The sequence below is a fragment of the Brachybacterium sp. SGAir0954 genome (assembly GCF_005490785.1).
In the GTDB taxonomy this organism is placed as follows: domain Bacteria; phylum Actinomycetota; class Actinomycetes; order Actinomycetales; family Dermabacteraceae; genus Brachybacterium; species Brachybacterium rhamnosum.
This window is the reverse complement of sequence record NZ_CP027295.1, coordinates 1038449-1060772: the sequence shown is the minus strand read 5'-3', so window position 1 is coordinate 1060772 and position 22324 is coordinate 1038449. Positions and strand designations below refer to the sequence as shown.

At 74.0% G+C, this 22324-nt stretch carries 19 protein-coding genes and 1 other RNA gene; 11 read left to right on the top strand and 9 right to left on the bottom strand.

The window, feature by feature from the left end; all coding sequences use genetic code 11:
• Nucleotides 1–85: 85 nt before the first annotated feature.
• Nucleotides 86–1162, top strand: coding sequence for an ABC transporter ATP-binding protein (locus C1N80_RS04660; RefSeq protein ID WP_137769714.1), 1077 nt, complete (start codon nt 86–88; stop codon nt 1160–1162).
• Nucleotides 1162–2268, top strand: a complete 1107-nt coding sequence (locus C1N80_RS04655; RefSeq protein WP_137769713.1) for an ABC transporter permease — start codon at nt 1162–1164, stop codon at nt 2266–2268. The genes C1N80_RS04660 and C1N80_RS04655 overlap by 1 nt, the downstream gene beginning before the upstream one ends.
• Nucleotides 2269–2348: 80 nt before the next feature.
• Here C1N80_RS04655 and C1N80_RS04650 read toward each other — a convergent pair whose 3' ends face one another.
• The 3 genes from C1N80_RS04650 to C1N80_RS04640 all read right to left on the bottom strand — a co-directional run bounded on the left by C1N80_RS04650 (nt 2349) and on the right by C1N80_RS04640 (nt 5120).
• Nucleotides 2349–4028: a hypothetical protein gene (locus tag C1N80_RS04650; RefSeq protein ID WP_137769712.1), complete on the bottom strand. Its 1680-nt coding sequence runs from the start codon at nt 4026–4028 to the stop codon at nt 2349–2351.
• A gap of 33 nt (nt 4029–4061) precedes the next feature.
• Nucleotides 4062–4655, bottom strand: a complete 594-nt coding sequence (recR, locus tag C1N80_RS04645) for a recombination mediator RecR (protein WP_137769711.1) — start codon at nt 4653–4655, stop codon at nt 4062–4064.
• Nucleotides 4656–4730: 75 nt separating this feature from the next.
• The gene (locus C1N80_RS04640; protein ID WP_137769710.1) at nt 4731–5120 is read right to left on the bottom strand and encodes a barstar family protein; all 390 of its coding nucleotides are present in this window, start codon (nt 5118–5120) and stop codon (nt 4731–4733) included.
• Between the two features lie 144 nt (nt 5121–5264).
• Here C1N80_RS04640 and C1N80_RS04635 point away from each other — a divergent pair, with 144 nt between their 5' ends.
• On the top strand, nt 5265–5795 hold the full coding sequence (locus tag C1N80_RS04635; protein ID WP_137769709.1) for a GyrI-like domain-containing protein: 531 nt from the start codon (nt 5265–5267) through the stop codon (nt 5793–5795).
• 105 nt (nt 5796–5900) lie between these two features.
• Here the strand turns inward: C1N80_RS04635 and C1N80_RS04630 are convergent, their stop codons facing one another.
• The gene (locus C1N80_RS04630) at nt 5901–9434 is read right to left on the bottom strand and encodes a DNA polymerase III subunit gamma and tau (RefSeq protein ID WP_137769708.1); all 3534 of its coding nucleotides are present in this window, start codon (nt 9432–9434) and stop codon (nt 5901–5903) included.
• 158 nt (nt 9435–9592) lie between these two features.
• On the opposite strand from C1N80_RS04630, the gene C1N80_RS04625 reads away from it, so the two are divergent.
• The 4 genes from C1N80_RS04625 to C1N80_RS04610 all read left to right on the top strand — a co-directional run bounded on the left by C1N80_RS04625 (nt 9593) and on the right by C1N80_RS04610 (nt 12198).
• Nucleotides 9593–11008: a hypothetical protein gene (locus tag C1N80_RS04625; RefSeq protein ID WP_137769707.1), complete on the top strand. Its 1416-nt coding sequence runs from the start codon at nt 9593–9595 to the stop codon at nt 11006–11008.
• Between the two features lie 103 nt (nt 11009–11111).
• Nucleotides 11112–11453 (top strand): VOC family protein, encoded by a 342-nt coding sequence (locus C1N80_RS04620; RefSeq protein WP_370297212.1) that lies wholly within the window; start codon nt 11112–11114, stop codon nt 11451–11453.
• A gap of 64 nt (nt 11454–11517) precedes the next feature.
• Nucleotides 11518–11715, top strand: a complete 198-nt coding sequence (locus tag C1N80_RS04615) for a hypothetical protein (RefSeq protein ID WP_137769705.1) — start codon at nt 11518–11520, stop codon at nt 11713–11715.
• 246 nt (nt 11716–11961) lie between these two features.
• Nucleotides 11962–12198: a type II toxin-antitoxin system prevent-host-death family antitoxin gene (locus C1N80_RS04610; protein ID WP_137769704.1), complete on the top strand. Its 237-nt coding sequence runs from the start codon at nt 11962–11964 to the stop codon at nt 12196–12198.
• Nucleotides 12199–12318: 120 nt separating this feature from the next.
• Here C1N80_RS04610 and C1N80_RS04605 read toward each other — a convergent pair whose 3' ends face one another.
• Both C1N80_RS04605 and C1N80_RS04600 read right to left on the bottom strand, forming a co-directional pair.
• Entirely contained in the window at nt 12319–12828 is a 510-nt protein-coding gene (locus C1N80_RS04605; RefSeq protein ID WP_137769703.1) for a hypothetical protein, read from the bottom strand.
• Between the two features lie 75 nt (nt 12829–12903).
• Nucleotides 12904–13959, bottom strand: a complete 1056-nt coding sequence (locus C1N80_RS04600) for a hypothetical protein (protein WP_137769702.1) — start codon at nt 13957–13959, stop codon at nt 12904–12906.
• Between the two features lie 187 nt (nt 13960–14146).
• Here C1N80_RS04600 and C1N80_RS04595 point away from each other — a divergent pair, with 187 nt between their 5' ends.
• Together C1N80_RS04595 and C1N80_RS04590 are read left to right on the top strand one after the other, a co-directional pair.
• Entirely contained in the window at nt 14147–15583 is a 1437-nt protein-coding gene (locus C1N80_RS04595) for a dicarboxylate/amino acid:cation symporter (RefSeq protein WP_137769701.1), read from the top strand.
• A 225-nt stretch (nt 15584–15808) separates the two neighbouring features.
• Nucleotides 15809–17122 carry an MFS transporter gene (locus C1N80_RS04590; protein WP_137769700.1) on the top strand — a complete coding sequence of 438 codons (1314 nt, stop codon included), beginning with the start codon at nt 15809–15811 and terminating at the stop codon, nt 17120–17122.
• Nucleotides 17123–17162: 40 nt separating this feature from the next.
• Here the strand turns inward: C1N80_RS04590 and C1N80_RS04585 are convergent, their stop codons facing one another.
• Complete coding sequence (locus C1N80_RS04585) at nt 17163–18545, bottom strand: TIGR01777 family oxidoreductase (protein WP_137769699.1); 1383 nt, start codon at nt 18543–18545, stop codon at nt 17163–17165.
• A gap of 116 nt (nt 18546–18661) precedes the next feature.
• Nucleotides 18662–18758, bottom strand: an RNA gene (ffs, locus tag C1N80_RS04580) — signal recognition particle sRNA small type.
• Nucleotides 18759–19063: 305 nt separating this feature from the next.
• Between ffs and C1N80_RS04575 the strand changes: the two genes are divergently transcribed.
• Entirely contained in the window at nt 19064–20602 is a 1539-nt protein-coding gene (locus C1N80_RS04575; RefSeq protein WP_137769698.1) for an alanine/glycine:cation symporter family protein, read from the top strand.
• Between the two features lie 99 nt (nt 20603–20701).
• Here the strand turns inward: C1N80_RS04575 and C1N80_RS04570 are convergent, their stop codons facing one another.
• Complete coding sequence (locus C1N80_RS04570) at nt 20702–21706, bottom strand: aldo/keto reductase family protein (RefSeq protein WP_137769697.1); 1005 nt, start codon at nt 21704–21706, stop codon at nt 20702–20704.
• Between the two features lie 118 nt (nt 21707–21824).
• Between C1N80_RS04570 and C1N80_RS04565 the strand changes: the two genes are divergently transcribed.
• Nucleotides 21825–22301, top strand: a complete 477-nt coding sequence (locus C1N80_RS04565; protein WP_137769696.1) for a DUF779 domain-containing protein — start codon at nt 21825–21827, stop codon at nt 22299–22301.
• Nucleotides 22302–22324: the final 23 nt, after the last annotated feature.

The following is a 22324-nucleotide window of genomic DNA, read 5'->3' as shown; positions in this document are numbered from 1 at the left end:
ATCTTCACAGGGCGCACACGGGATACGTCCGGAACGTGCGCGCAGAAGCACTGGCCAGGACCCCGCGACCGGGGAAGATGGTGCCATGAGCGAGAACAGCAGCCTGGACCCCGCGGCGCCGGGGCAGCCGCAGCCACCGGATCCGTCGACACCCGCCGGACTCCCGCCGCTCGGGGGTGGGACGACGCCGGGGCCCGCCCCGCGGCGGCCCGAGGGCCCCGGGATCGTCGCCGAGGGCGTGAGCCGCGCGTTCGGCAGCGTGCAGGCGGTGCACGGCCTCGACCTCACCGCGCCGCGCGGCGCGGTGACCGCGCTCGTGGGCCCCAACGGCTGCGGCAAGTCCACGCTCATGCTCATGCTCGCCTCGCTGCTCGCCCCGGACTCGGGCCGCGTGCTCGTGGACGGCGTGGACCCGGCGGTCGACTCCCCCGCCGTGCGGGCGGCCGTCGGCTGGATGCCGGACCAGTTCGGTGCCTGGGACTCGCTGCGGGTCGCCGAGGTGCTCGAGACGATGGGCCGCGCCTACTTCCTGCCGACCGCGCAGCTGCGGGAGCGGGTAGCGCACCTGCTCGAGCTGCTCGACCTCGTGCCGCTCGCGCAGCAGCCCGCGCACGTCCTCTCCCGCGGGCAGAAGCAGCGCCTGGGCCTCGCCCGTGCGCTCGTGCACTCCCCGCGCGTGCTGATCCTCGACGAGCCCGCCTCCGGTCTCGATCCCGCCTCCCGCCGCCGCCTGCTGAGCGTGGTGCGGCAGGTCGCCGCGGAGGGCGCGACCGTGCTGGTCTCCAGCCACATCCTCGGCGAGCTCGAGGAGATGGCCGATCACGTGGTGTTCATGGACGCCGGCCGCGTCGTCGACGCCTCGAGCGTGCGCGAGCTCGCGCAGCGGCCCCGCCCCTGGCGGATCACGTCGCTGGACGAGGGAGCCCTGCGCGCCGCGCTCGGCACGCTCGGCGTGCGCCACGGCGACGTGGTGCCCGCGAGCGCGAGCACGAGCGGTCACGCGGAGGTCCTCGTGCACCTGCCGGACGAGTCCCGCGCCGCCCGCCTGCTCACGGACCTCGTCGCCCAGGACGCCCGCGTGGCCTCCTTCGCCCCTGCCACCGGCCGCCTCGAGGCCGCCTACCTCGCCTCGGACGCCGCGCGCCGGGAAGGAGCCCTCTGATGAACGCCACCCGCAAGAACGGCACCCTGCGACTGCGCGGCCGCGGGCTGTGGCTCGTCGCCTCCCTCGAGCTCAAGCAGCGCCTCCGCTCCCGCGCCTGGGTGGTCGCCCTCGCCGTGTGGATGATCGTGCTTCTGGGCATCGGCGCCCTGGGCCTCGCCCCGGTGCTGCTCACCGCCCAGTACGACGGCGTCGAGCAGGTCTCCTCGATGATCTTCAGCGCCCAGATCGTCTTCGTCATGTTCGCGATGCTGCTCGTGGTGCCCGCGCTCTCCGCGGGGGCGATCAACGGCGACCGCAGCGCGGGGACCCTCGCGACGCTCCAGGCGAGCCTGCTCTCCCCGGCGGAGATCGTGCTCGGCAAGCTCCTCGCCGGCTGGTCCACGGGCCTCGCGTTCCTCGTGCTCGCCCTGCCCTCGCTCGTGCCGATCGCGGTGCTGGGGCACGTGGACCCGCTGTACATGCTGCGCCTGCTCGCGGTGATCGTCGTGCTCACCGCCTGCGTGACCGCGCTGGGCCTGGGGCTCTCCGCGCTCACGCGGCGCACGCTGAGCTCGGTGGTCCTCGCCTATGTGCTGGTGATCGGTGTGACGGTCGTGCTGCCCGTCGCCTGGGGCGTCTCCGGCCTCGTCATCACCGATCAGAAGGAGGTCACGGTCTACTCCACGGCGTATCCGGCGGACGAGGACGTGGAGGCCGACAGCCCGATGACGTGCGAGGCCCGCAGGGAGACCCGGCAGATCTCGCGCCTGGACCTCACGATGCCGCTCATGTGGGGCAACCCGGTCGTGCTGCTCGCGGAGACCGCGCCGACGGTCACCGCGGACCGCTGGAGGACCGGGGAGGACGAGGGCCTCGACCTGCTCAGCACGCTGAAGTTCGGGATGCGCACGGCCGCGCACCCCCTCGCCCCGTCGAACTTCAACGAGTGCTGGATCGACGACCGGGGCTACCCGGCGCATCTCGACGACGGCTCCGACGGCGCCCCGCTGTGGCCGATGGGCCTGGGGCTGTGGGCGATCGTGGGCGTCGCCGCGGTGACCCTCGCGATCCGGCGCGTCGCCGTGCCGGTGCGCCACCTGGGGCGCGGCGAGCGCATCGCCTGACCGCGGCCGCGCTCCGACCTCCGCCCCCAACACCGGCCCCGGCCCCGATCACCGCGATCGGGGCCGGGGCCGACGGCCGCTCAGGGCCTCGGGAGGCGGGTGACGGTCTCGGGGATCTCGTAGGCGTCCTCGCCGGGCGCGGAGAACGGCGAGCCCTCGCCACCGAAGTCCGGGAGCAGCCCCTGCTCGACGTCCCCCGGCCGCACCTCCGCGGCCCGGGCGCCGGGCTGGGAGTCGTCCACCCAGAGCCGGTCCCCGGCCTCGGCGTCGAGGTCGCGCAGACCGAAGGGGTCCCCGCCCTCCGCCGCGATCCGTCGGCGCATCTCCGCCCGCACCGCGGGATCCGCGGCACGCTGGGCCCGCGTGCCGCGGGAGGGGGCGACGAGCCGGAACGGCGTGGCGCGCCGCGTGTACCGGCCCGCGGGGCCGTAGAGCACGGTACGGGCGTCACGGCGCAGGGCCGCGGCGACCGTCAGCCCCGCCATCGGCACCGCGAGCAGGAGCAGCACGACGGCGCCGGACCACGTCAGGGCGCTGTGAAGCCCCGTCACCGCGAGGATCGTCGTCGCGACGGCGATGCCCGCGGCCACGACGCCCGCGCCGAGCCAGCCGCCGACCGCGACGAGCCCGGACTCCCAGGGGTTCACGCGCGCGCGGTGCGACCAGTCCTCGTAGGTGCGCAGGTCGCTCACCGCGCCGCGCCGGCCCTCGACGAGCCGCGCCGCGAGGCCCGGCACAGGGGCGAGCGCGAGCGCCGTGAGCAGCGAGACGGGCAGCATCACGGCGGCCTGCACGGGGCCGAGCGGCGAGGGCACCGCGGTGAGCTCGGTCGCGGCGAGGCCGGAGAAGGTGAGGACCAGATCGGCGACGGAGAAGGTGAGCCAGCCGCCGGCCAGCAGCGCCGGCCAGAACCAGCGCCGGGACGCCCCACCGATCGCGACGAGGGCGCGCAGCATCCCGGCCCGGGTGAGCCCGGCGCCGTCGGCCTCCGAGCCCGGGGTGGGCGGGAGGTGGCGACGGTCCGTGGCGAGCAGCTGCGCCGCCGCCTCCCGGCGGGCATCGGGGTCCTGGCCGATGAGCGCGGTGCGCCGCAGCTCGCCGACGGGGTTCACGCCCAGCAGACGCGGGGCGCTCAGCCAGCGCCGCAGCCCCGCACCGGTCGCCTGCACGGCGAGGAGGGCCAGGCAGACGGCCATCAGCGGGCCGGCACCCAGGCCGTTCCACGGGATCGGACCGTCCACGGCGCCGAGCACCGCGGTGAGGGCGATGACGACGAGCACGGGGGCGAGCAGCGTCGAGCTGATCCGGGAGGCGACGGCGCGCTGGAAGTCCTGCTCGGAGAGCTGGGCGGCCGGGTCGAGCGCGGCGACCCGCCAGGCGGCGAGCGGCAGGGTCGCGAGGCTCAGCAGCGGGGCGAGCAGCGGGACCAGCAGCACGGAGAGCCCGAGCGCGCCGCGAGAGAAGCCGAGCGCGGCGACGGTCTGGCTCAGCAGCAGCGGCTCCGCGAGGCCGAACAGCAGCGAGAGGGTCCACATGGTCGGGGCGGAGCCCAGCACGAACAGGCACCACAGCACCAGCCACAGCGCCACGAGCAGCAGGGCGGGCACCCACGCGGCGCGCAGCAGGCGCAGGGTCAGCTCACGCCGGGAGTCGAGCATGATCTGCGCGGGCGGGACCAGCTCCGGGTCCTCGAGCGGGAGGCGCGGCGGGGCGGGGAGGTCCCTCAGCGGGGGCAGGGTCCGGGCGTAGGGGCTGGTCACGTCGGCTCCTGGTGGCGGGTCCGGCTGCTGGGCTCAGACGCTGCGACGGCCCAGGAAGGCGCGGCCCAGGGTCATCTCGTCGGCGTAGTCGAGGTCGCCGCCCACGGGCAGGCCGGAGGCGAGGCGGGTCACGGAGATCTCGAGGGAGGAGAGCAGACGCGAGAGGTACGCGGAGGTCGCCTCGCCCTCGATGTTCGGGTCCAGGGCGAGGATGACCTCCTGGGTCTCCCCCGTCCCGAGGCGGGTCATGAGCTCGGTGATGCGCAGGTCATTGGGGCCCACGCCGCCGATCGGGTCGATCGCCCCGCCGAGCACGTGGTACCGGCCCTTGAACTCGCGGATCCGCTCGATCGCGACGATGTCCTTGGACTCCTCGACCACGCAGATGACCTCGTCGGTGCGGCGCGGGTCCGCGCAGATCCGGCAGGTGGTCTCCGCGGAGACGTTCCCGCAGGTCTCGCAGAACGTCACGGTCTCCTTGACGGTCACGAGGACCTCGGCGAGACGGCGCACGTCGGACTCGTCCGCGTCGAGCAGATGGAACGCGATCCGCTGCGCTGACTTGGGGCCGATCCCGGGAAGCTTCCCGAGCTCGTCGATGAGGTCCTGGACGATGCCTTCGTACACCCCTCCACTGTAGTGGCCAGGCAGGACGCGCAGAGGTGAGGGCGGCGTGCGCTCGGGCACGCCGGATGGTCGGACTCAGGCGAGCTCGAGGTGCAGCGCGGGCCTGTCGCCGAAGATCTCGAGCACGGTGTCCATGTAGGTGGGGCCGCCCTCCGCGTCGAGCCGCTCGAGCCGGCGCGCGATGAGCGCGGTGTCGTAGCGCCCCGGCTGCGCGAGCTTCTCGAGCAGCTGGTCACGGGTGGCCTGCACGCCCAGCGCCGCGGCGGAGCAGGCGTGGTCGTGCCAGACGACGCGCGCCTCGTCGTGGCCGTGCAGGGCGCCGAACCCGCCGCGCAGCATGTCCTCGAGCGCGTCGAGGCTCGGCCCCAGCTGCCAGTCCATGCCGGTCATGAACACGCGGTTGATCTCGTCGTAGAAGCTGGGGATGTCGTGGACGCGGGAGCCGTCGATCTCGAGGGTGAGCACGCCGGGCACGCTATACCCGCCGGCGAGCGCGCCCCGGGCCCGCGACTCCCGGGCGGGTCACGGCCCCGTGGGTTAGCGTCGGCGCCGAGCAGGGGCCTCCAACCGGGCCCCCGGCACCACCACCGCTCCCAGGAGGATCCGACGATGACGACCCTGCCCCCGCCCTACGACGCCGCCGAGCCGATCTGCACGGGCACCGTCGCCGACGCGCCGCTCGTGCACACGGCCGTCGTCTCCCGCACCGACTTCCCCATGTACGAGATGCCCTCGCTCATGGACGGCACCTTCTCCCATCTGGTGCCCGCGCTGGAGGAGGTGGGGATCGCGCCGATCGGCCCGGCCTTCTCGCTGCACCGTCGGATGCCCGTGGACACCGCGGATCTCGAGGTGGGCTTCCCGGTGGACGGTCACCTCACGCAGACCCTCACCCTCCCCAGCGGCTTCGAGGTGCGCGCCTCGGTGCTGCCGGCGGGACGCGTCGCGGCGGCGAGCCACGTGGGCGGCTACGACGGGCTCGCGGAGGCGTGGGGCGCGTTCACCGCGCAGCTCGGCGAGGCGGGCGAGCAGATGGCGTTCCCGTTCTGGGAGTTCTACGTGACGGCGCCGACGCCGGACATCGATCCGGCCACGCTGCGCACGGACCTGTTCACCCTGCTCGCGCCGCGGGAGGACTGAGCGGCGCGAGGTGGCCAGGCGCCGCGGGAGGACGGAGCCCCGCGAGGCGGCCGGGCACCGCGGAGGGGCTCGGCGGCGCGGAGCCGGTGTGCTCCGCGGCGGGGCTCAGCGCCGGTCGCCGGTCTCGTCGATGACCTCGAGGACCCGGCCGCCGAGCACGGCCTCGATGACCTGGCGGCCCGAGCGGGTCGCGACCACGGCGTCCTCGTCGTCACGGGAGGCGCCGCCGGTGGGGTCGACCTCGGCCTCCGGCACGGGGGCCTCGTCGGGCCTGCGGCTCTGTGCCTGCTGGCGACGGTCGGCGGCCGCGGCGCGCGCCGCCTGCGAGGCATGCCGGGCGAGGGCCGCGCCGGTGCGCGGGGCGGAGTCGTCGACCGCCTGCTCGGCGGACGGCGCGAATCCTGCTGCAGGAGCGGCGGGAGCGGTGGTCGACTGCGGGCGCGGGGCCGACGGGGCGGCTGCGGGAGCGGCGTCACCCCAGGCGGTGGCCGGGCGGACGGCCTGCGAGGCGCCGGGTGCGAGCGGTGCCGCGACCCGGGTCCCTGCACCCTCGGACGGCCCGCCCGACGAGAACGCGTCGCCCATCGCCCCGGCAGGGCCGTCCGCGTCGGAGGCCGATGCGGGCGACGGCGCGGAGCCCGACGAGAGGGCAGAACCGGCGGACGGGGCACCCGGGTCGGAGGCCGACGGGTCCGACAGGGCGAAAGGGTCGTCCGCCGACGGGGCGGACGGCGCGGGACCTGACGGGGCGGACGGGTCGATGCCCGATGGGCCGCCCGGGGCGGGCGTCGACGAGGCGCCGACGTCGGTCGAGTCGCCGGCACCGGTCGTGGCGGCGACGATGTGCGCGGCCGGGCGGGAGCGCACCACGCGGCCCTCGGCGATGGCGCGCCGGATCGCGGCCTGACCGTAGGTGCGGGGCTCGCCCTCGGGCACGCTGTCCCGACCCTCGTCCTCGACGACCGGGGCCTCATCGGCGCTGCCACCGGGCGCGCTCGCCCCGGTGGTCGGTGCGTCGGCTCCTCCCGCGGAGGGCAGGGCATCGGACCAGCGACGGGAGGAGCTCCCGCCGCCGTTGCCGCTGCCGCTGCTGTGCGAGGCGTCGGGCGTGGACGCGGCGGACGCCGCAGCGGCGCCGCGGCTCGCGGACGGCGCGGCGGCCCGGGGCGCCGACGACGGGGCAGTGGACCGCTGGTCCTGAGGATCCGGCGGGAACGAGTCCTCCGGGTCCGGCGGGAATTCGTCGTCGTCGGGCTCCGGCGGGAGGTCGTGGTCGTCGACGGCGGGACGCTGTCGCCCGGACGGCGCGGCGGCCCCGCGCGAGGTCGACCCGGCGGAGGCGGCGAGGTCGCCCCACGGTCGGCTCCCGCCCCGGGCGGAGCCGGCGGGATCACTCTGCGCACGGGTGCCCTGCGGCCCGCCGGAGGTCGACTGCCCGGCGTTCCCGCCCTGAGCAGCGGCACCGCCCCGGCCGCCGTATCCGGCGTTGCTGCCGGCGCCTGCCTGACCATCGAGGCCCGCCTGGCGACCGGCGCCCACCTGGCCTCCGGACCCGCCCTGCCCGCTGGGGCCGCTCTGACCGCCGGGGCCGCGCTGACCGCCGGGCCCACCCGGACCGCCGGAGGGACCGGGCCCGCCGGAACCGCCGGGCCCGTCTCCCACGACAGCCTGGACGGTGACCTCGACGTGCATGATGCGGCGCACGGCGTCGGCGAGGTTCTCCGCCGCGGTGCCGCGATGGAAGGCCGCCACGAGCCCGTCGGTGCGGAACCCGATCACCAGGTTCGTCCCGTTCATGGCGTTGAGCTGGGCGTTCTGCGCGATCAGCGCCCAGCTGGGACGGCGGATCTGGGCGAGCTCGTCCATGATCGCGGACCAGTTGCCCTGCACGTCGGCCGTCGACGGGCCGCCCGCTGGGGCCGCAGGCGACGGAGCATCCTCCACGGGTGCCTGCGCCGCCGGGGCCTGTGCCGCGGACTCCTCGGCGACAGCCCCCTGGGCCGCGCCCTGGCCGGGATCCTCCTCGACGGGTGCGGCGCCGCCCCTGGCGGGAGCCCGGTCATGGTCCGCCGCCGGCGTCGGGTCCCAGGTCGTGGCGGGGCGGCTGCCGGTCGACGCCGCGAGGGCCTGGCCCGCCGACTGCTCCGCCGCGGCAGGCTGCTGCTGCGCGGGCGCCTGCGGCGCGGCAGGCGCCTGCGGCGCGGCAGGCTCCTCCCGCGCGGCGGGTGCCTGCTGGGGCGCGGGTGCCTGCGGCGCCGCGGTGCCGGTGGCCTCCCGCCGATCGTCGGGCCTGGTCGCCGCGGCGCTGCCGCGCGTGCGACGCGAGGCCTCCGCGCGCTCCTGCGCGATACGACGCGCCTCCTCCCGGCCGCTCCCGGCCGTCGGCGCGGCGTCGGCGCCCGGCGCGCCCTGACCGTTCTGCGGCGCCGGGGCGCCCTGACCGCGCCCGTTCGCCTGCTGGCCACCCCGGGGTGCGCCCTGACCGGGCTGCCCCGCCGGGCCGCCCTGGCCGCCCGGAGCCGGTGCGGCGGCGGCCCGCTCGTCCCGCAGCACCAGGCGCGCGGCGAGCAGCTCGAGGTGCAGCCGCGGGGAGGTGGCGCCGCTCATCGTGGAGAGCGTCTCGTGGATGAGGTCGCCGCAGCGGGAGAGATCCGCCGGGGCGATCGAGGCGGCCTGCTCCCGCATCGACGCGAGCTCGTCCGCGGGGACCTGGGGCAGGAGGTCCTCGGCGCGCTCGGGCACCGCGGCGAGCACGATGAGGTCGCGCACCCGCTCCAGGAGGTCCTCGACGAAGCGGCGCGGCTCGTGGCCGGTGGCGAGCACCTGCTCGACCGCGTCGTACAGGCTCGCGGCGTCCCGCGCGGAGATCGCGGTGATCGCCTGGTCCAGGAGCGCGGTGTCCGTGAAGCCCAGCAGCGCGATCGCGGTCGCGTGGTCGAGGCCGTCGTCCCCGGCGCCGGCCATGAGCTGGTCGAGCACGCTCATCGTGTCGCGCGCGGAGCCGCCGCCCGCCCGGACCACGAGCGGCAGCACGCCGTCGCCCACGTGCACGTCCTCCGCGGCGCACACCTGCTCGAGGTACGGGGTGAGGACCTGCGGCGGGATCAGGCGGAACGGGTAGTGGTGCGTGCGGGAGCGGATGGTGCCGATGACCTTGTCCGGCTCCGTGGTCGCGAAGACGAACTTCACGTGCTCGGGCGGCTCCTCGACGAGCTTGAGCAGCGCGTTGAAGCCTGCGGAGGTGACCATGTGCGCCTCGTCGATGATGAACACCTTGAAGCGGTCGCGCACCGGGGCGAAGGAGGCGCGCTCGCGCAGCTCACGGGCGTCGTCCACACCGCCGTGGCTCGCGGCGTCGATCTCGACGACGTCGAGGCTGCCGGCCCCTCCGCGGGCGAGGTCGCGGCACGAGTCGCAGGTCCCGCAGGGAGTGTCCGTGGGTCCTTCCGCGCAGTTCAGGCAGCGCGCGAGGATGCGCGCGGAGGTCGTCTTGCCACAGCCGCGCGGCCCGGAGAAGAGGTAGGCATGCCCGATGCGGCCGTTGCGCAGCGCGCGCCGCAGGGGCGTGGTGACGTGGTCCTGGCCGATCACCTCGGCGAAGGACTCCGGGCGGTATCGACGGTACAGAGCGGTGGCCACCCCCACAGGCTAGTGGAGGCGGCTGACGTCCACCGCCCCGAGCGGTGGACGAGCAGGCCGCGGGGAGGGATCGGCGACATCCCCTCCCCCGGGCGCCGCGGTCCACAACCTCCCGCTAACGGTTCACGGCGGGACGGGCAGCTGCAAGGATCGCGGGGGTGAGCACGAACCAGCCCCCGGACCGCGGGACCGGTGCGCCCTCTGCCCTCGGTTCCCGCTCCGGCTCCGACGTCGGCACGGTCACCGGCACCGGTGCGCCGTCGGAGGCCGCGACCGGCCCGGTCATGGTGCAGCGCACCGTGGTCGCCGCGCTCGTGCTGCTCGTGGTCCCGCTGCTCACCTTCGCGATCGCGGTGACGCTGGGGGACGAGACCGCGCTCGCCTTCGCGCTGATCTGCGTGGTCCACGTGCTCCTGCTGGTCTATGCAGGCATCGTGACCGCGGGCCAGCTGCGGGCGCGCACCCCGCCGCGACTGGTCGAGGCGGTGCCCCCGCTCGCCGCGTTCCTCGCCGCGCTCGCGACGCTCGGCCTCGCGCAGGTCCTCGCCGATGCCGAGGGGATCCGCACGAGCGCCGTGCCCCGGCTGCGGCACGGCATCCCACTGCCGGAGGACCTCCCGTTCGTGCTCTCGGTGCACCTCGCCGCTCTCGCCGCCCTGGTCGCGATCGCGGCGCTGCCGCTGATGATGCGGCGCACCCGCACGGTGCGGGCGCTGCCCGGGCGGATCGGCGAGGTCGCCGGGAAGCTCGGGGACACCGCCGACGACGCCGACTCCCCTCGCACCCCGAGACCCCCGGTGACGTCCGCGAAGGACCCGCTGCTGCGACGGCTGCTCTCCCCGGCATCGAGGGTGCTGCTCGTGCTCGGCTCGCTCGCCGCCCTCGCCGGGACCCTCGTGTTCGCCCTCGCGGAGCTTCCGCAGCCGACGGCCGAGGCGATGACCTTCGTGATCGTGCTGTGCCCCGCCCCCGCGATGCTGTGGGCGGTGCTCTCCTCGCTGTGGCGGCGCGACGCGGAGCTCGGCATCCTCATGGCGGCGCTCTACCGCACGATGGCGGTGCCGGTGCTCGGCGCGATCGTGGGACTGCTCCCGGCGTTCCTCGCGTTCCTCGTGCCGCCGGTCGGCCACGGGTTCGCGGAGCAGTACCGCGCGGCCGTCGGCGACAGCGGGATCGTCCCCGAGGGCTCGCCCCTGGTCATGTTCTTCGTCCTCGGCGCGCTGCTGTCCCTGCTGGTGGGCATGCTCGGCGGGCTCGCCCTGAGCATCGCGGTGATCATGCCGCTGCTCACGCTCTTCCGGCCCGAGCAGCTGGTCGGCGAGAACGGGCTCAGCACGAACCGCGCGGACCGCCGCCAGAACGTCGCGGCGATGCGCCTGATGTCGCTGCTCGTGATCCTGATCTTCGTCTTCGCCATCCTCATCGCCGACGCGGACGCGGGCGAGCCCCGCTTCACCTGGGCGATGGTCACGCTCGCGGTGCTCGTCGGCCTGACCGTCGCGATCAAGCGGCTCCAGCGGAAGAAGGGCGACCGCCGCCCCGACGTCCCCTCCCCCGAGGACGATTCCCGTTGACCGACGGGCCGCTCCCGATGAGACTCGCCTGACGAGCGTCCTCATCTCGCACACCACGATCGACTGCCACGACGCGTTCGCGCTCTCGGAATGGTGGCGGGCGGTGCTCGACTACGAGATGGATCCCGAGGACCCGAACCTCCCCGGCCACGAGGAGTGCCCGATCCACGCCCCGGCGACCGGGCACACGATCCTGTTCCTCGAGGTGCCCGATCCGGAGCTGCCCGAGAAGCGGATCCACTTCGACGTGCTCCCGCGCGAGCGCACCCCGGCGGAGGAGGTCGCGTGGCTGCAGGAGCGCGGGGCGAGGATCATCGCCGACCACCGCGGAATCCACGGTCCGGGAAGCGGCTGGGTGACCTTCGCTGATCCCGAGGGCAATCAGTTCTGCGTGCTCCTCTCCCCCGCGGAGCGCGAGGCGTACCTCTCCGCCCACCCGCGATGATCGGAACTGGCTGACCGGCGAGCTGGAACCGCCGTACGGCCGCGGGCTGAACCTGCAGATCTCCGTGGCGGATCTCGATCCGATCCTCGCCGAGCTCCGCGCGCACGGCGTCCCGCTGTTCATGGAGCCGGAGACCCGCTGGTACCGGATCGACGAGGAGGAGGCGGGCGTGCGCCAGTTCCTCGTCACGGATCCCGACGGATACCTGCTGCGATTCCAGCAGCCGCTCGGCCGCGGTCCCCTCGGCTCCCGGGACGCGTAGAGGACGCGCAGAGATGCGTGGAGGACCGGAGCAGGCGGCTGTCCATGTTCAAGAAACGCTGGTCATCATGTACATGATGACCAGCCTTTTCCCGGGAGGCCCTGTCCCCAGCGCGCTCTGCCCGTTCGCGCCGACGGGCCGACGGGCCGACCGATCGACGGGCGGGCGGTTCCTCCCGATGCCCCTCGCGTCCACATTCCTCAGCCTGCCCTCGTGAGCCCCGGGCCCCGGTGCGAGGCTCCGCGCATGGCCACCGTCTCTTGCTCCCGCTTCCGCACCCGGCTCAGCGAGCACCTCGAGCTCTCGCGTCGCGAACCCGTCACGATCTCGAGCCGCGGGGTGCGCCGGCGAGCGGTCCTCGTCTCCGCCGACTTCTACGATCGAGCGCTGGCCGCCCTCGGTGACGAGTCCTACGCCCCGCCGGCGAGGACACCGGAGCAGGAGCTCCGTGACGAGACCGACCGCTATCTGGGATTCTTCTGATCGTGTGCCGCGTCGGCGGATCGCTCCGGCGGCCGACGGGCCGTGGGAACCTCGGAGCCCGCCTCGGTCGACGCGCCGACGCGCCGGCGTCGCGAGCGAGCCGTCCGCGAGCATCGACGGTCAGGCGAACCGTTCGAACACCACGTACTCCTCGGTGCTCGGGTCGATGCAGGCCAGCAGCACGTCCTCGCCGTCCTGGACGAGCTTCTCCCGGCAGGTGAGCGACTCGAGGTCGAGATCGCCGTCGGGCACGGCCGCGCCCACGGCGACGGACTCCGCGGTGATGCGGTCCGCGCCGACGAGAGGGGCGGCGAGCTCCTCGGGGAGCCAGAAGCCCGTGCGCTCCGCGGCCGGCAGATCCAGCTCCCAGACCTCGTCCCTCTCACCGTGCGGACCGACCTCGCCATAGCGATGGGACACCACCCGGGCGTCGTGAGGCACGCCGATGCCCCAGGACTCGTGCAGCTCCTGCGGGTCGTCGCTGAGGGCCGGGGACCGCTCCTCCCGGGCCAGCTCCTCGACCACCTCTCTCGCACCCCGCACCGCTCCGACCACGACGGCGGCGATGACGAGGACGAGCACCCCCGTGACCACCGCTGCGACCCGCGTCGCCCTGACCTCCGACCTCACGATCCCCTCCCCCTGGCGCCCGACGGGCTCCCCGGGAACGACGCTACGCAGCCCCGCGCGGCGACGAGGCCGGCTTCACGGTGTCTCCACGGGATCCTCGCCATCGGGAGCATCGTCGCCGCCGTCCTTCTGCGAGGCCGCGGCCTTCTTCTCGCGCTCGTCCGGGGCATCGGTGGGCCCGCCGGGCTGCTTCCTCGCCTCCTCGAGCGCGGCGCTGCGCCGTCGGATGCCGCTGAGCGTCGCGCTGAACACCAGCAGGACCACGATCAGCGGGACCACGACGTCGGGCACCCAGTCCGGCACGGAGAAGGGCAGGGACAGATCCGGGATCCAGCCCAGCAGCAGGTCACGGAGCCAGTGAAGCGCACGGGCGACAGGACGCAGCACCGCGGCCAGCAGGTCCCGCACCGGGCGGAGGAGGTCGCCGATCACCTCGAGCACCGGGTTCACGACAGCGCCGATGGCCTCCACCACTGGTCGCAGCAACGACGCCACCCACTCGCGCACGGGGCGCAGGAGGTTCGAGAACAGGGCGCCGAGCCCCAGCAGCGGGATCAGGTAGCCGGCCGCCCGCCGCACCGCGGCGAGCGCCGCGAACCGCGTGGGGTGCGCGGCACGCTTCTCGTCCCGCAGCGCCGACGGGCTCCCCTCGGCCGGGATCAGCGGATCGGTGCGCAGCCCTCGCGAGACCTCCACCTCGCCCGCGCCGCCGAGGCCCGCGGTGCGGACGGTGACCAGCTCATGGTCGGTGTGCTCCCCGTCGGAGTCCCGACGGAGGACGGTGCAGCGCAGGGTCGCGAAGCCGTCGTCGATCCGGAAGCGGAGGTCGTCGGCGCCCGTCGGCCCGTCGTCCCCTTCCGCCGCCTCGTCCCCCTCGGGCCCGTCGGTCTTCTCCGTGGCCTTGAGGGCCTTCTCCTCGGCGGCGGGGTCGTGCGGCACGCCGTCGATCTCGAGGAGCAGGCTCGTGTCCAGCAGCCGGTGGCGCACCCGGGCCACGTACTCGTGCCCCTGGGCGCGGCCGCGGTACTCGACGTCCGCGCCGAAGCGGTTCGGCTCGCGCTCCCCGAATGCCGCCTCGCCCTCCGCGTCGGGGTCGCGGGGTGCGGCGTCGGCGGCGGTGCTGGCGGTCATGGGCCCAGCCTTCCAGGCCGTACGCGCCGCGCCCCTCCGCCTTCGGTGGACGTTCCTCTCCTCCGCTGGTCGGAGGGTCCCGGCGCCGCACGACCTATGACCCGCCACCGATGCCCTACGCATACTTATGTGACCGCATAGCCATCCTGTTGAAACCTCAACGGAGCCGCGCGTAGCGTCGAGACACGTGAGCACCTCGACCCCCTCCTCCCCCACCCGCAACCCGTTGCGCGCGCTGGGCCGGATCCCCTTCGGCTGGCAGGTCCTCATCGGCCTCGTGCTCGGTGTGGTCCTCGGCCTCGTCGCCGCGCAGATCGGCCCAGTCGCCGTCACCGAGGCGAACCCGGACGGCGCCAACTGGCTGACGACCATCCTCCACACCATCGGCACGATCTTCGTGACCCTGCTGAAGGCCCTGGTCCCGCCGCTGATCTTCCTCGCGATCGTCACCTCGATCGCGAACCTGCGCGGCGTCACCAACGCCGCCCGCCTCGCCGGCAAGACCCTGCTCTGGTTCGCGATCACCTCGCTCATCGCGGTCTCCATCGGCATCACGCTGGGCGCGCTGACCAGCCCGGGCGCGAACTCCGGCGTGGACGCCGGCACCGCCGAGGCCTCCTCCACCCAGGGCGGCTGGCTCGACTTCCTCGTGGGCCTCGTGCCCGCGAACTTCCTGGGCCTCGAGGGCTCCGCCGGGGACGACGGCTCGATCTCCCTGACCTTCAACGCCCTGCAGATCCTCGTCATCTCGATCGCCGTGGGCATCGCCGTGCTCTCCGTGGGCGAGAAGGCGGAGCCGTTCCTGCGCTTCACCGGCTCCGCACTCGAGATCGTGCAGAAGCTGCTGTGGTGGGTCATCCGCCTCGCCCCGATCGGCACCATCGGCCTGCTCGGCAACGCGGTCGCCTCCTACGGCTGGTCCGCGATCGGCCAGCTCGGCGTCTTCACCGCGGACGTCTACATCGGCATGCTGCTCGTGCTGCTCGTCGTGTACCCGGTGCTGCTGAAGATCAACGGCCTGGGCGTCGGCTCCTTCTTCCGCGGCGTGTGGCCGGCGACCTCGCTGGGCTTCGTGTCCCGCAGCTCGCTGGGCACCATGCCGATGACGCAGACCGTCACCGAGCGCATGGGCGTCCCGCGCCACTACGCCTCCTTCGCGATCCCGCTGGGCGCGACGACCAAGATGGACGGCTGCGCCGCGATCTACCCCTCGCTCGCCGCGATCTTCGTCGCGAACTTCTACGGCGTGCCGCTGAGCGTCACGGACTACCTGCTCATCGTGCTGGTCTCCGTGCTGGGCTCCGCCGCGACCGCCGGCATGACCGGTGCGACCGTCATGCTCACGCTGACCCTCTCCACCCTGGGCCTCCCGCTCGAGGGTGTGGGCCTGCTGCTCGCGATCGACCCGATCCTCGACATGGGCCGCACCGCCCTGAACGTCACCGGCCAGTCGCTGGTCGCCGTGATCGTCGCGAAGCGGGAGAAGATCCTGGACCGCGCGACCTACGACGCCGCGAGCCGCACCTCGTTCCAGGCCATCCAGGCCGAGCAGGCGGACACCGCGGCGGATGCCGCCGGCCCCGCGCCGGCCGGTGAGCGCGAGAAGGCCGGCGCCACCGCCTGACCTGCGCCGCCCTCCTCCTCGAGGCCCGCCCCGGATCCGTCCGGGGCGGGCCTCGCCCGCACGGGCAGGGGACGGCGACGTGTGAGGTCCGCGCCGTCACCGAGCGGAACGCTGGCACACCTGCGCGGGGATCGCTAGGCTCCAGGCGTCCCATCCCGCAGTGCATCTACCTCGGGTCCTCTCACGGATCGTCCAAGGCGGCACCACCCGTCCCGGAGGATCCCCATGACCTCATCGCATCTGGACCGGCAGCGCACCGGCGCCCACACCGACCAGGGGACGACGCCGGCCCCCTCACTGCTGCGGCTCGCGGGCCCCGCGTACTTCCCGATCGCCTTCATCGCCCGCTTCCCCTTCGCGATGATGGTCGTGGGCACCCTGACGCTCGTCGTCGCCGCGCGCGACTCGATCGCGCTGGGCGGGCTGAACTCCGCCGTCGTGGGCCTCGGCTCCGCGCTCGTGGGCCCGCTGCTGGGCGCCGCGGCGGACAGGATCGGCCAGCGCCCCGTGCTGCTCGCCTCCGGCCTCGTCAACTCGCTCGCCCTGCTCGCCCTCGCGGTCGTCGCCTTCAGCGATCTGCCCGACGTGGCGGTGCTCGCCGTGGGCTTCGTGCTCGGCGCGTCCTCGCCGCAGATCGGTCCGCTCTCCCGCAGCCGGCTCGTGCAGCTGATCCTGCACCGCATGCCGGCCGATCGCCGCGCCCGCAGCATGAACGGGACGATGGGCTACGAGTCCGCGGCCGACGAGACCGCCTTCGTCTTCGGCCCCGTCGTGGTGGGTCTGCTCGCGACGACGATGAGCCCGGCCGCCCCGATGATCGGCGCCGCGGTGCTCACGCTCGTGTTCGTCACCGCCTTCGCGCTGCACCCCACGGCGAGGGTCGAGGCGCCTGCCTCCCACGAGTCCGTGGTCCAGGCGCCCGCCCGGGAGCTGCGCGCCCCCGGCGTGCTCGTCATCGTCGCGGGCGCTCTCGGGGTGGGCCTGTTCTTCGGCACGGTCCTCACCTCGCTCACGGCCGTGCTCTCCGAGGCGGGCCACGGGGAGTCCGCGGGACTGGTCTACGGGGTGATGGGCGTCGGCTCCACGATCCTCGCGCTCAGCACCTCCCTGTTCCCGTCGCGGTTCTCGCTGCGCGCCCGCTGGCTGGTCTTCGGCACGCTCATGCTCGCCGCGATGCTCGCCTTCGGTCTCGCGGGCGGCGCGCTGCCCGTGATGGTCGGGGCGATGGCGGTCGCGGGGATCGGCGTGGGGCCGACGGTCGTCACGCTCTACAGCCTCGCGGCGGAGCGCTCCCCGCAGGGCCGCTCGGCGACCCTGATGACGATGCTCGGCTCGGCGACGATCGTCGGGCAGTCCGCGGCCTCCGCGCTGACCGGGTCGGTCGCGGAGAGCACCGGGGCGGGGACGGCCGTGCTGCTGCCGATCGCGGCCGCGTCGCTCGTGGTGCTCGCGGCGCTCGGCAACGCCCTGCTCGGTCGCGGGCCGCTCGCCGTCGAGGACGCCGTGACCTCCACCGAGGCACCTCCGGCCGCGCTCTGATCCGGGGCGCTCCGCTCAGGGAGGCACGGGTCCGGGACGCTCAGCGCCACAGCACGTGGTGCAGCGCCTCCTCGACCCGCGGGTGCTCGAACCGGGCGCCGGCCTGCTGCAGCCGCGTCGCGTCCACGCGCTGATCCGCGCGGACGAGCTCGCGCGCCGCCTCCGTGCCCAGCAGCAGGGCGGGGCCCGCCGCCGGCACGGGCACGACCGCGGGCCGGTGCAGGGTGCGACCCAGGGCGCGCACGAGCTCCGCCTGGGTGACGGGATGCGGGGCGACCGCGTTCAGCGGGCCCTCCGCGCTCGAGGCGAGGGCCACGGTCGCGTAGGCGCGCACGAGGTCGTCGAGCGTGATCCACGAGGTCACGGCATCGGGCGGGGCGAGGCGGCCGCCCACCCCGGCGAGCAGCAGGGGAAGCTGCGGGAGCAGGGACCCGCCGCCGTCGGAGAGCACCACGCCCGTGCGCAGCTGCGCGACCCGCACGCCGGCGCGGGAGGCGGGTGCGGTCGCGGCTTCCCAGTCCCGCACGAGGTCCGCGAGGAACCCGGTGCCGGCGGTGTCCTCCTCGGTGAGCACCTCCCCGGGCCGCTGCGGTCCGTAGACGCCGATCGCGGAGGCGGTCACGAGGGTGCGCGGGCCGTCCGTCATCCCGGCGAGCGTGCGGGCGATCAGCGCCGTGCCCTCCACCCGGGAGTCGCGGATCTCGCGCTTCGCGGCGTCCGTCCAGCGGGTCGCGATCGAGCGGCCGGCGAGGTGGACGACCACGTCGACGCCCTCGAGGTCCCCGGGGTCCAGCTCCCCCGCGCGCGGGTCCCAGCGGATCTCCCCGGGACCGGGGCGGTCCTTGCGCACGAGCCGGCGCACCGTGTGGCCGCCGCTCTCGAGGAGCGCCGCGAGCTGGGTGCCCACGAGTCCCGAGGCGCCGGTGATCGCGATCGTGCGGCGCGGGACGGCGGCGAGCGCGGTGTGCAGGGCGAGGTCCTCGCGCAGCTGACGTGCGCGGAAGGCGAGCAGGCGACGCACGCGGCGCTCGAGGGCCGCGCCCACGGGCGTCGATCTCTCGACCCCGCCGGGCAGCTCGACCTCGATGGTGTCGGTGAGCAGGGTGGCCGACGGATCCGCGGGATCGACGACGATGCCGTGCTCGTGCTGCCAGCTGCGCCACGGGCCGCTGACCTGCTGATCCACGAAGCGACCGGCCTCGGTGGCCTCCGCGTGCCGGAGCACCCAGGCGGGCCGCAGCGGCAGGGCGGTGGGGCCCATATGGGCGCCGACCACCCGTCCCGCACGCATGCCGCCCGCGGTGGGGTCGTCGATCGTGGCGACCCCGGGCGGGGTCAGGCGCACGAGGGCGCCGGGCCGCTCATGCCAGGCGAGCACGTCGGCGTGCGGGCTCTCGATGCGATGCGTGGCGACGATCCTCATGGCGGGCCCCTTCCGGTGGGTTCGCCTCGATCGTACCGACGCCCGTGGGGAGCGGGGCCGGTGCGCAGCCGGCTCGCCAGGCATCCGGGATCCGGGGGCTTCCCTCCTCGCGGGCATGAGACGACCCCTCGTGCACCTGCCAGAGCCCACCTGCCCTTGCTGCCGTCAGGCCCTGGGGGAGTTCAGCGAGATGACACCGCACGAGGGGTCGCGGACGAGTCTAGCGAAGTCCGGGCGCTCTGCCGAACCGCGGAGCGGTGATGTCACGGGCCTCACCCAGGGCGACACGCCGCATGGCGACAGCCGATCGAGCACGAGCGGCGCAGGGGCGTCGGGCCCGGCGGGGGCACCCTCCGCGCGGCCGGCGGGGTTGCGGTCGGATAACGGACGGCCCTCGACGGGGCGGGGAGGGCCGCTCCGCGCGCTACTGTTCCCCCCACGGCGTCGCGGGTGACCGTACTCACACCGCCGCGCCCCGACATCCGCTCCTCCTCGTTCCCTTCCCCGCTGGAGACCCCATGTTCTTCGACAACCTGATCACCGGGGCCAACAACCTCGTGTGGTCGCTCCCGCTGGTGGGCCTGCTGCTGCTCACCGGCCTCTACTTCTCACTGCGCACCGTGTTCCTCCAGGTGCGCTGCATCCCCGACATGCTCTCCCAGCTGAAGAAGGGCGAGTCCTCCCCGGACGGCACCTCCTCCTTCCAGTCGCTCATGATGTCGCTGGCCGGCCGCGTCGGCATGGGCAACATCGGCGGCGTCGCGACCGCGATCGCGCTCGGCGGCCCGGGCGCCGTGTTCTGGATGTGGCTGATCGCCTTCCTCGGCGCGGCCACCTCGTTCATCGAGTGCACCCTGGGCCAGATCTACAAGGAGAAGGACAAGGACACCGGCGAGTACCGCGGCGGTCCCGCGTACTACATCGAGAAGGCGTACAAGCACACCGCCGCCGCCCCCGCGTTCCTCGTCTACGCGATCGTCTTCGCGATCGTCACCGTCTTCGCGATGTGCTTCTTCCTCCCGGGCGTGCAGGCCAACGGCATCTCCTCCGCGGTGAACAACGCCTGGGGCGTGCCCCACTGGGTCTCCGCCGTCGCCGTCGTCATCGTGCTCGCCTTCATCATCATCGGCGGCGTGAAGCGCATCGCCCAGTTCGCGGTGATCGTGGTGCCGGTGATGGCGATCCTCTACATCGTCTTCGCGCTCATCGTGTTCTTCGTGAACTTCGACCAGATCGGCCACGTGTTCGGCCTGATCTTCTCGAGCGCCTTCGGCGCCCACGCGGTGTTCGGCGCGATCGTCGGCAAGGCGATCGAGATGGGCGTCAAGCGCGGTCTCTACTCGAACGAGGCCGGCCAGGGCACGGGCCCCCACGCGGCGGCCGCCGCGGAGGTCTCCCACCCGGCCAAGCAGGGCTTCGCGCAGTCCTTCGCGGTCTACATCGACACCCTGTTCGTCTGCACCGCGACCGCCTTCCTCATCATCTCCACGAACATGTACCAGGTGTTCGCGCTCGACGAGGAGACCGTCATCTACCAGGGCGACATCCCCGAGGGCACGGACTACGGCCCCGAGTTCGCTCAGTTCGGCTTCGAGACCGTCTTCCACGGCCTGGGCCCCACCTTCGTGGCTCTCGCGCTGTTCTTCTTCGCCTTCACCACGATCGTCGCCTACTACTACATGGCCGAGGTCAACCTGACCTACCTCTCGCGCTGGATCCCGAACGCGTTCGTGCGACGCACCCTCAAGCGCGCGCTCCAGGCGCTGATCCTCGTCGCGGTGGTCTACGGCTCGGTCACCACGACCGGCAACGCCTGGGCCCTGGGCGACATCGGCGTCGGCACGATGGCGTGGCTGAACGTCGTCGCGATCCTCATCCTCCAGAAGCCCGCCCTGAAGGCCTTCAAGGACTACCAGCGGCAGAAGAAGGCCGGGAAGGACCCGCAGTTCGACCCGCGCGAGCTGGGGATCAAGAACGCCGAGTTCTGGGAGCTGCGGGCCGACGGCCGCATCCGCCAGGGCGAGACCGGCGAGGAGCTGGCCGGCAAGATCGGCTGATCCCCGCCTCCCCGGAGCCTCTCCCCCAGGGACGACGAACGCCCGACCTCCTCGGAGGTCGGGCGTTCGTCGTGAGCGGCCCGTCGGCCGCGGCGGATCTCAGGCCAGGCGCCGCGCCGGGGAGAGCGTGAGCGCCGGGTCGGTCTCGGGGAGGTCGCCGAGCACCTCGTCGATCCGCGCCTTCACGTCGGCGTCGAGGGTGACGCCGGCGGCCTTGACGTTCTCGGTGACCTGCTCGGGGCGGGAGGCGCCGATGATCGCGCCCGCCACGTTGTCGTTGCCGAGCACCCACGCCACGGCGAGCTGCGCCGGGGTGAGGCCGAGCTCGTCGGCGATCGGCAGCAGCCCCTGCACGGCAGTGAGGGTCTCGTCGTCCAGGAAGCGCTTGATCATGTCCGCGCCGCCCTTCTCGTCCCGGGCGCGGGAGCCCTCGGGGACCTCGGCGCCGGGCTTGTACTTGCCGGTGAGGATGCCCTGCGCGACCGGGGACCACACGATCTGGGAGACGCCCAGCTCCTGGGAGGTGGGGACCACGCGCTCCTCGATGACCCGCCACAGCATCGAGTACTGGGGCTGGTTGGAGACCAGCTGGATGCCGAGCTCACGGGCGAGCTGGTGGCCGGCGCGGATCTGGTCCGCGTTCCACTCGGAGACGCCGATGTAGAGGGCCTTGCCGGCGCGGACGACCTCCGCGAAGGCCTGCATGGTCTCCTCGAGCGGCGTCGCGTAGTCGTAGCGGTGCGCCTGGTAGAGGTCGACGTAGTCCGTCTGCAGGCGGCGCAGGGAGCCGTCGATCGACTCGCGGATGTGCTTGCGGGAGAGGCCGGTGTCGTTGTGGCCCTTGGGGCCGGTCGGGAAGTAGACCTTGGTGAGGATCTCGAGGGATTCGCGGCGCTCGCCCTTCAGCGCCTCGCCGAGCACGACCTCCGCGGCCGTGTTCGCGTAGGTGTCCGCGGTGTCGAAGGTGCTGATGCCGGCGTCGAGGGCGGCGCGCACGCAGGCGCGGGCCCGGTCGTCCTCGACCTGCGAGGCATGGGTGAGCCAGTTGCCGTAGATGATCTCGCTGATCTTGAGTCCGCTGCGTCCCAGGTGGCGATGTTCCATGCGGTGGAGCCTAGGCCCGCCACCTCGGCGTCGTCTGCGGGGCGGGGGTATCGTGGTGACGCGCGCCACATGGCCGTGGCGCCTCGCCGCGCTCACCGCGCGGGAAGGAGGAGGACCCATGACCCAGCTCCCCACGAGCCCCGCCCGGCAGGGAGGACAGCCGCCGGCCCCGGCCCTGCCCGAGCCGACCGAGAAGGACGACGTCCTCGAGCTCGAGCCCACCGTCGAGGGCGAGGACTTCTCCCGCGTCGCCTTCACGCAGGCGGCGGTGGGCATGCTGCAGCGGCTCATCGACCGCAACGGCCCGCTCATGTTCCACCAGTCCGGCGGCTGCTGCGACGGCTCCTCCCCCATGTGCTACCCGGAGGGCGACTTCATCACCGGCGACGCGGACGTCCGCATGGGGCACGCGGAGGTGCCGCTGCCCCAAGGCGGCACGAGTCCGCTCGACTTCTGGATGAGCCGCGAGCAGTTCACCTACTGGCGCCACACGCACCTGACGATCGACCTCGTCGACGGGCGCGGCGGCGGCTTCAGCCTCGAGTCGCCCGACGGCAAGCGGTTCCTCACCCGGTCGCGGATGCTCGAGGGCTGAGCCCGAGCCCGGCAGCAGTCCCT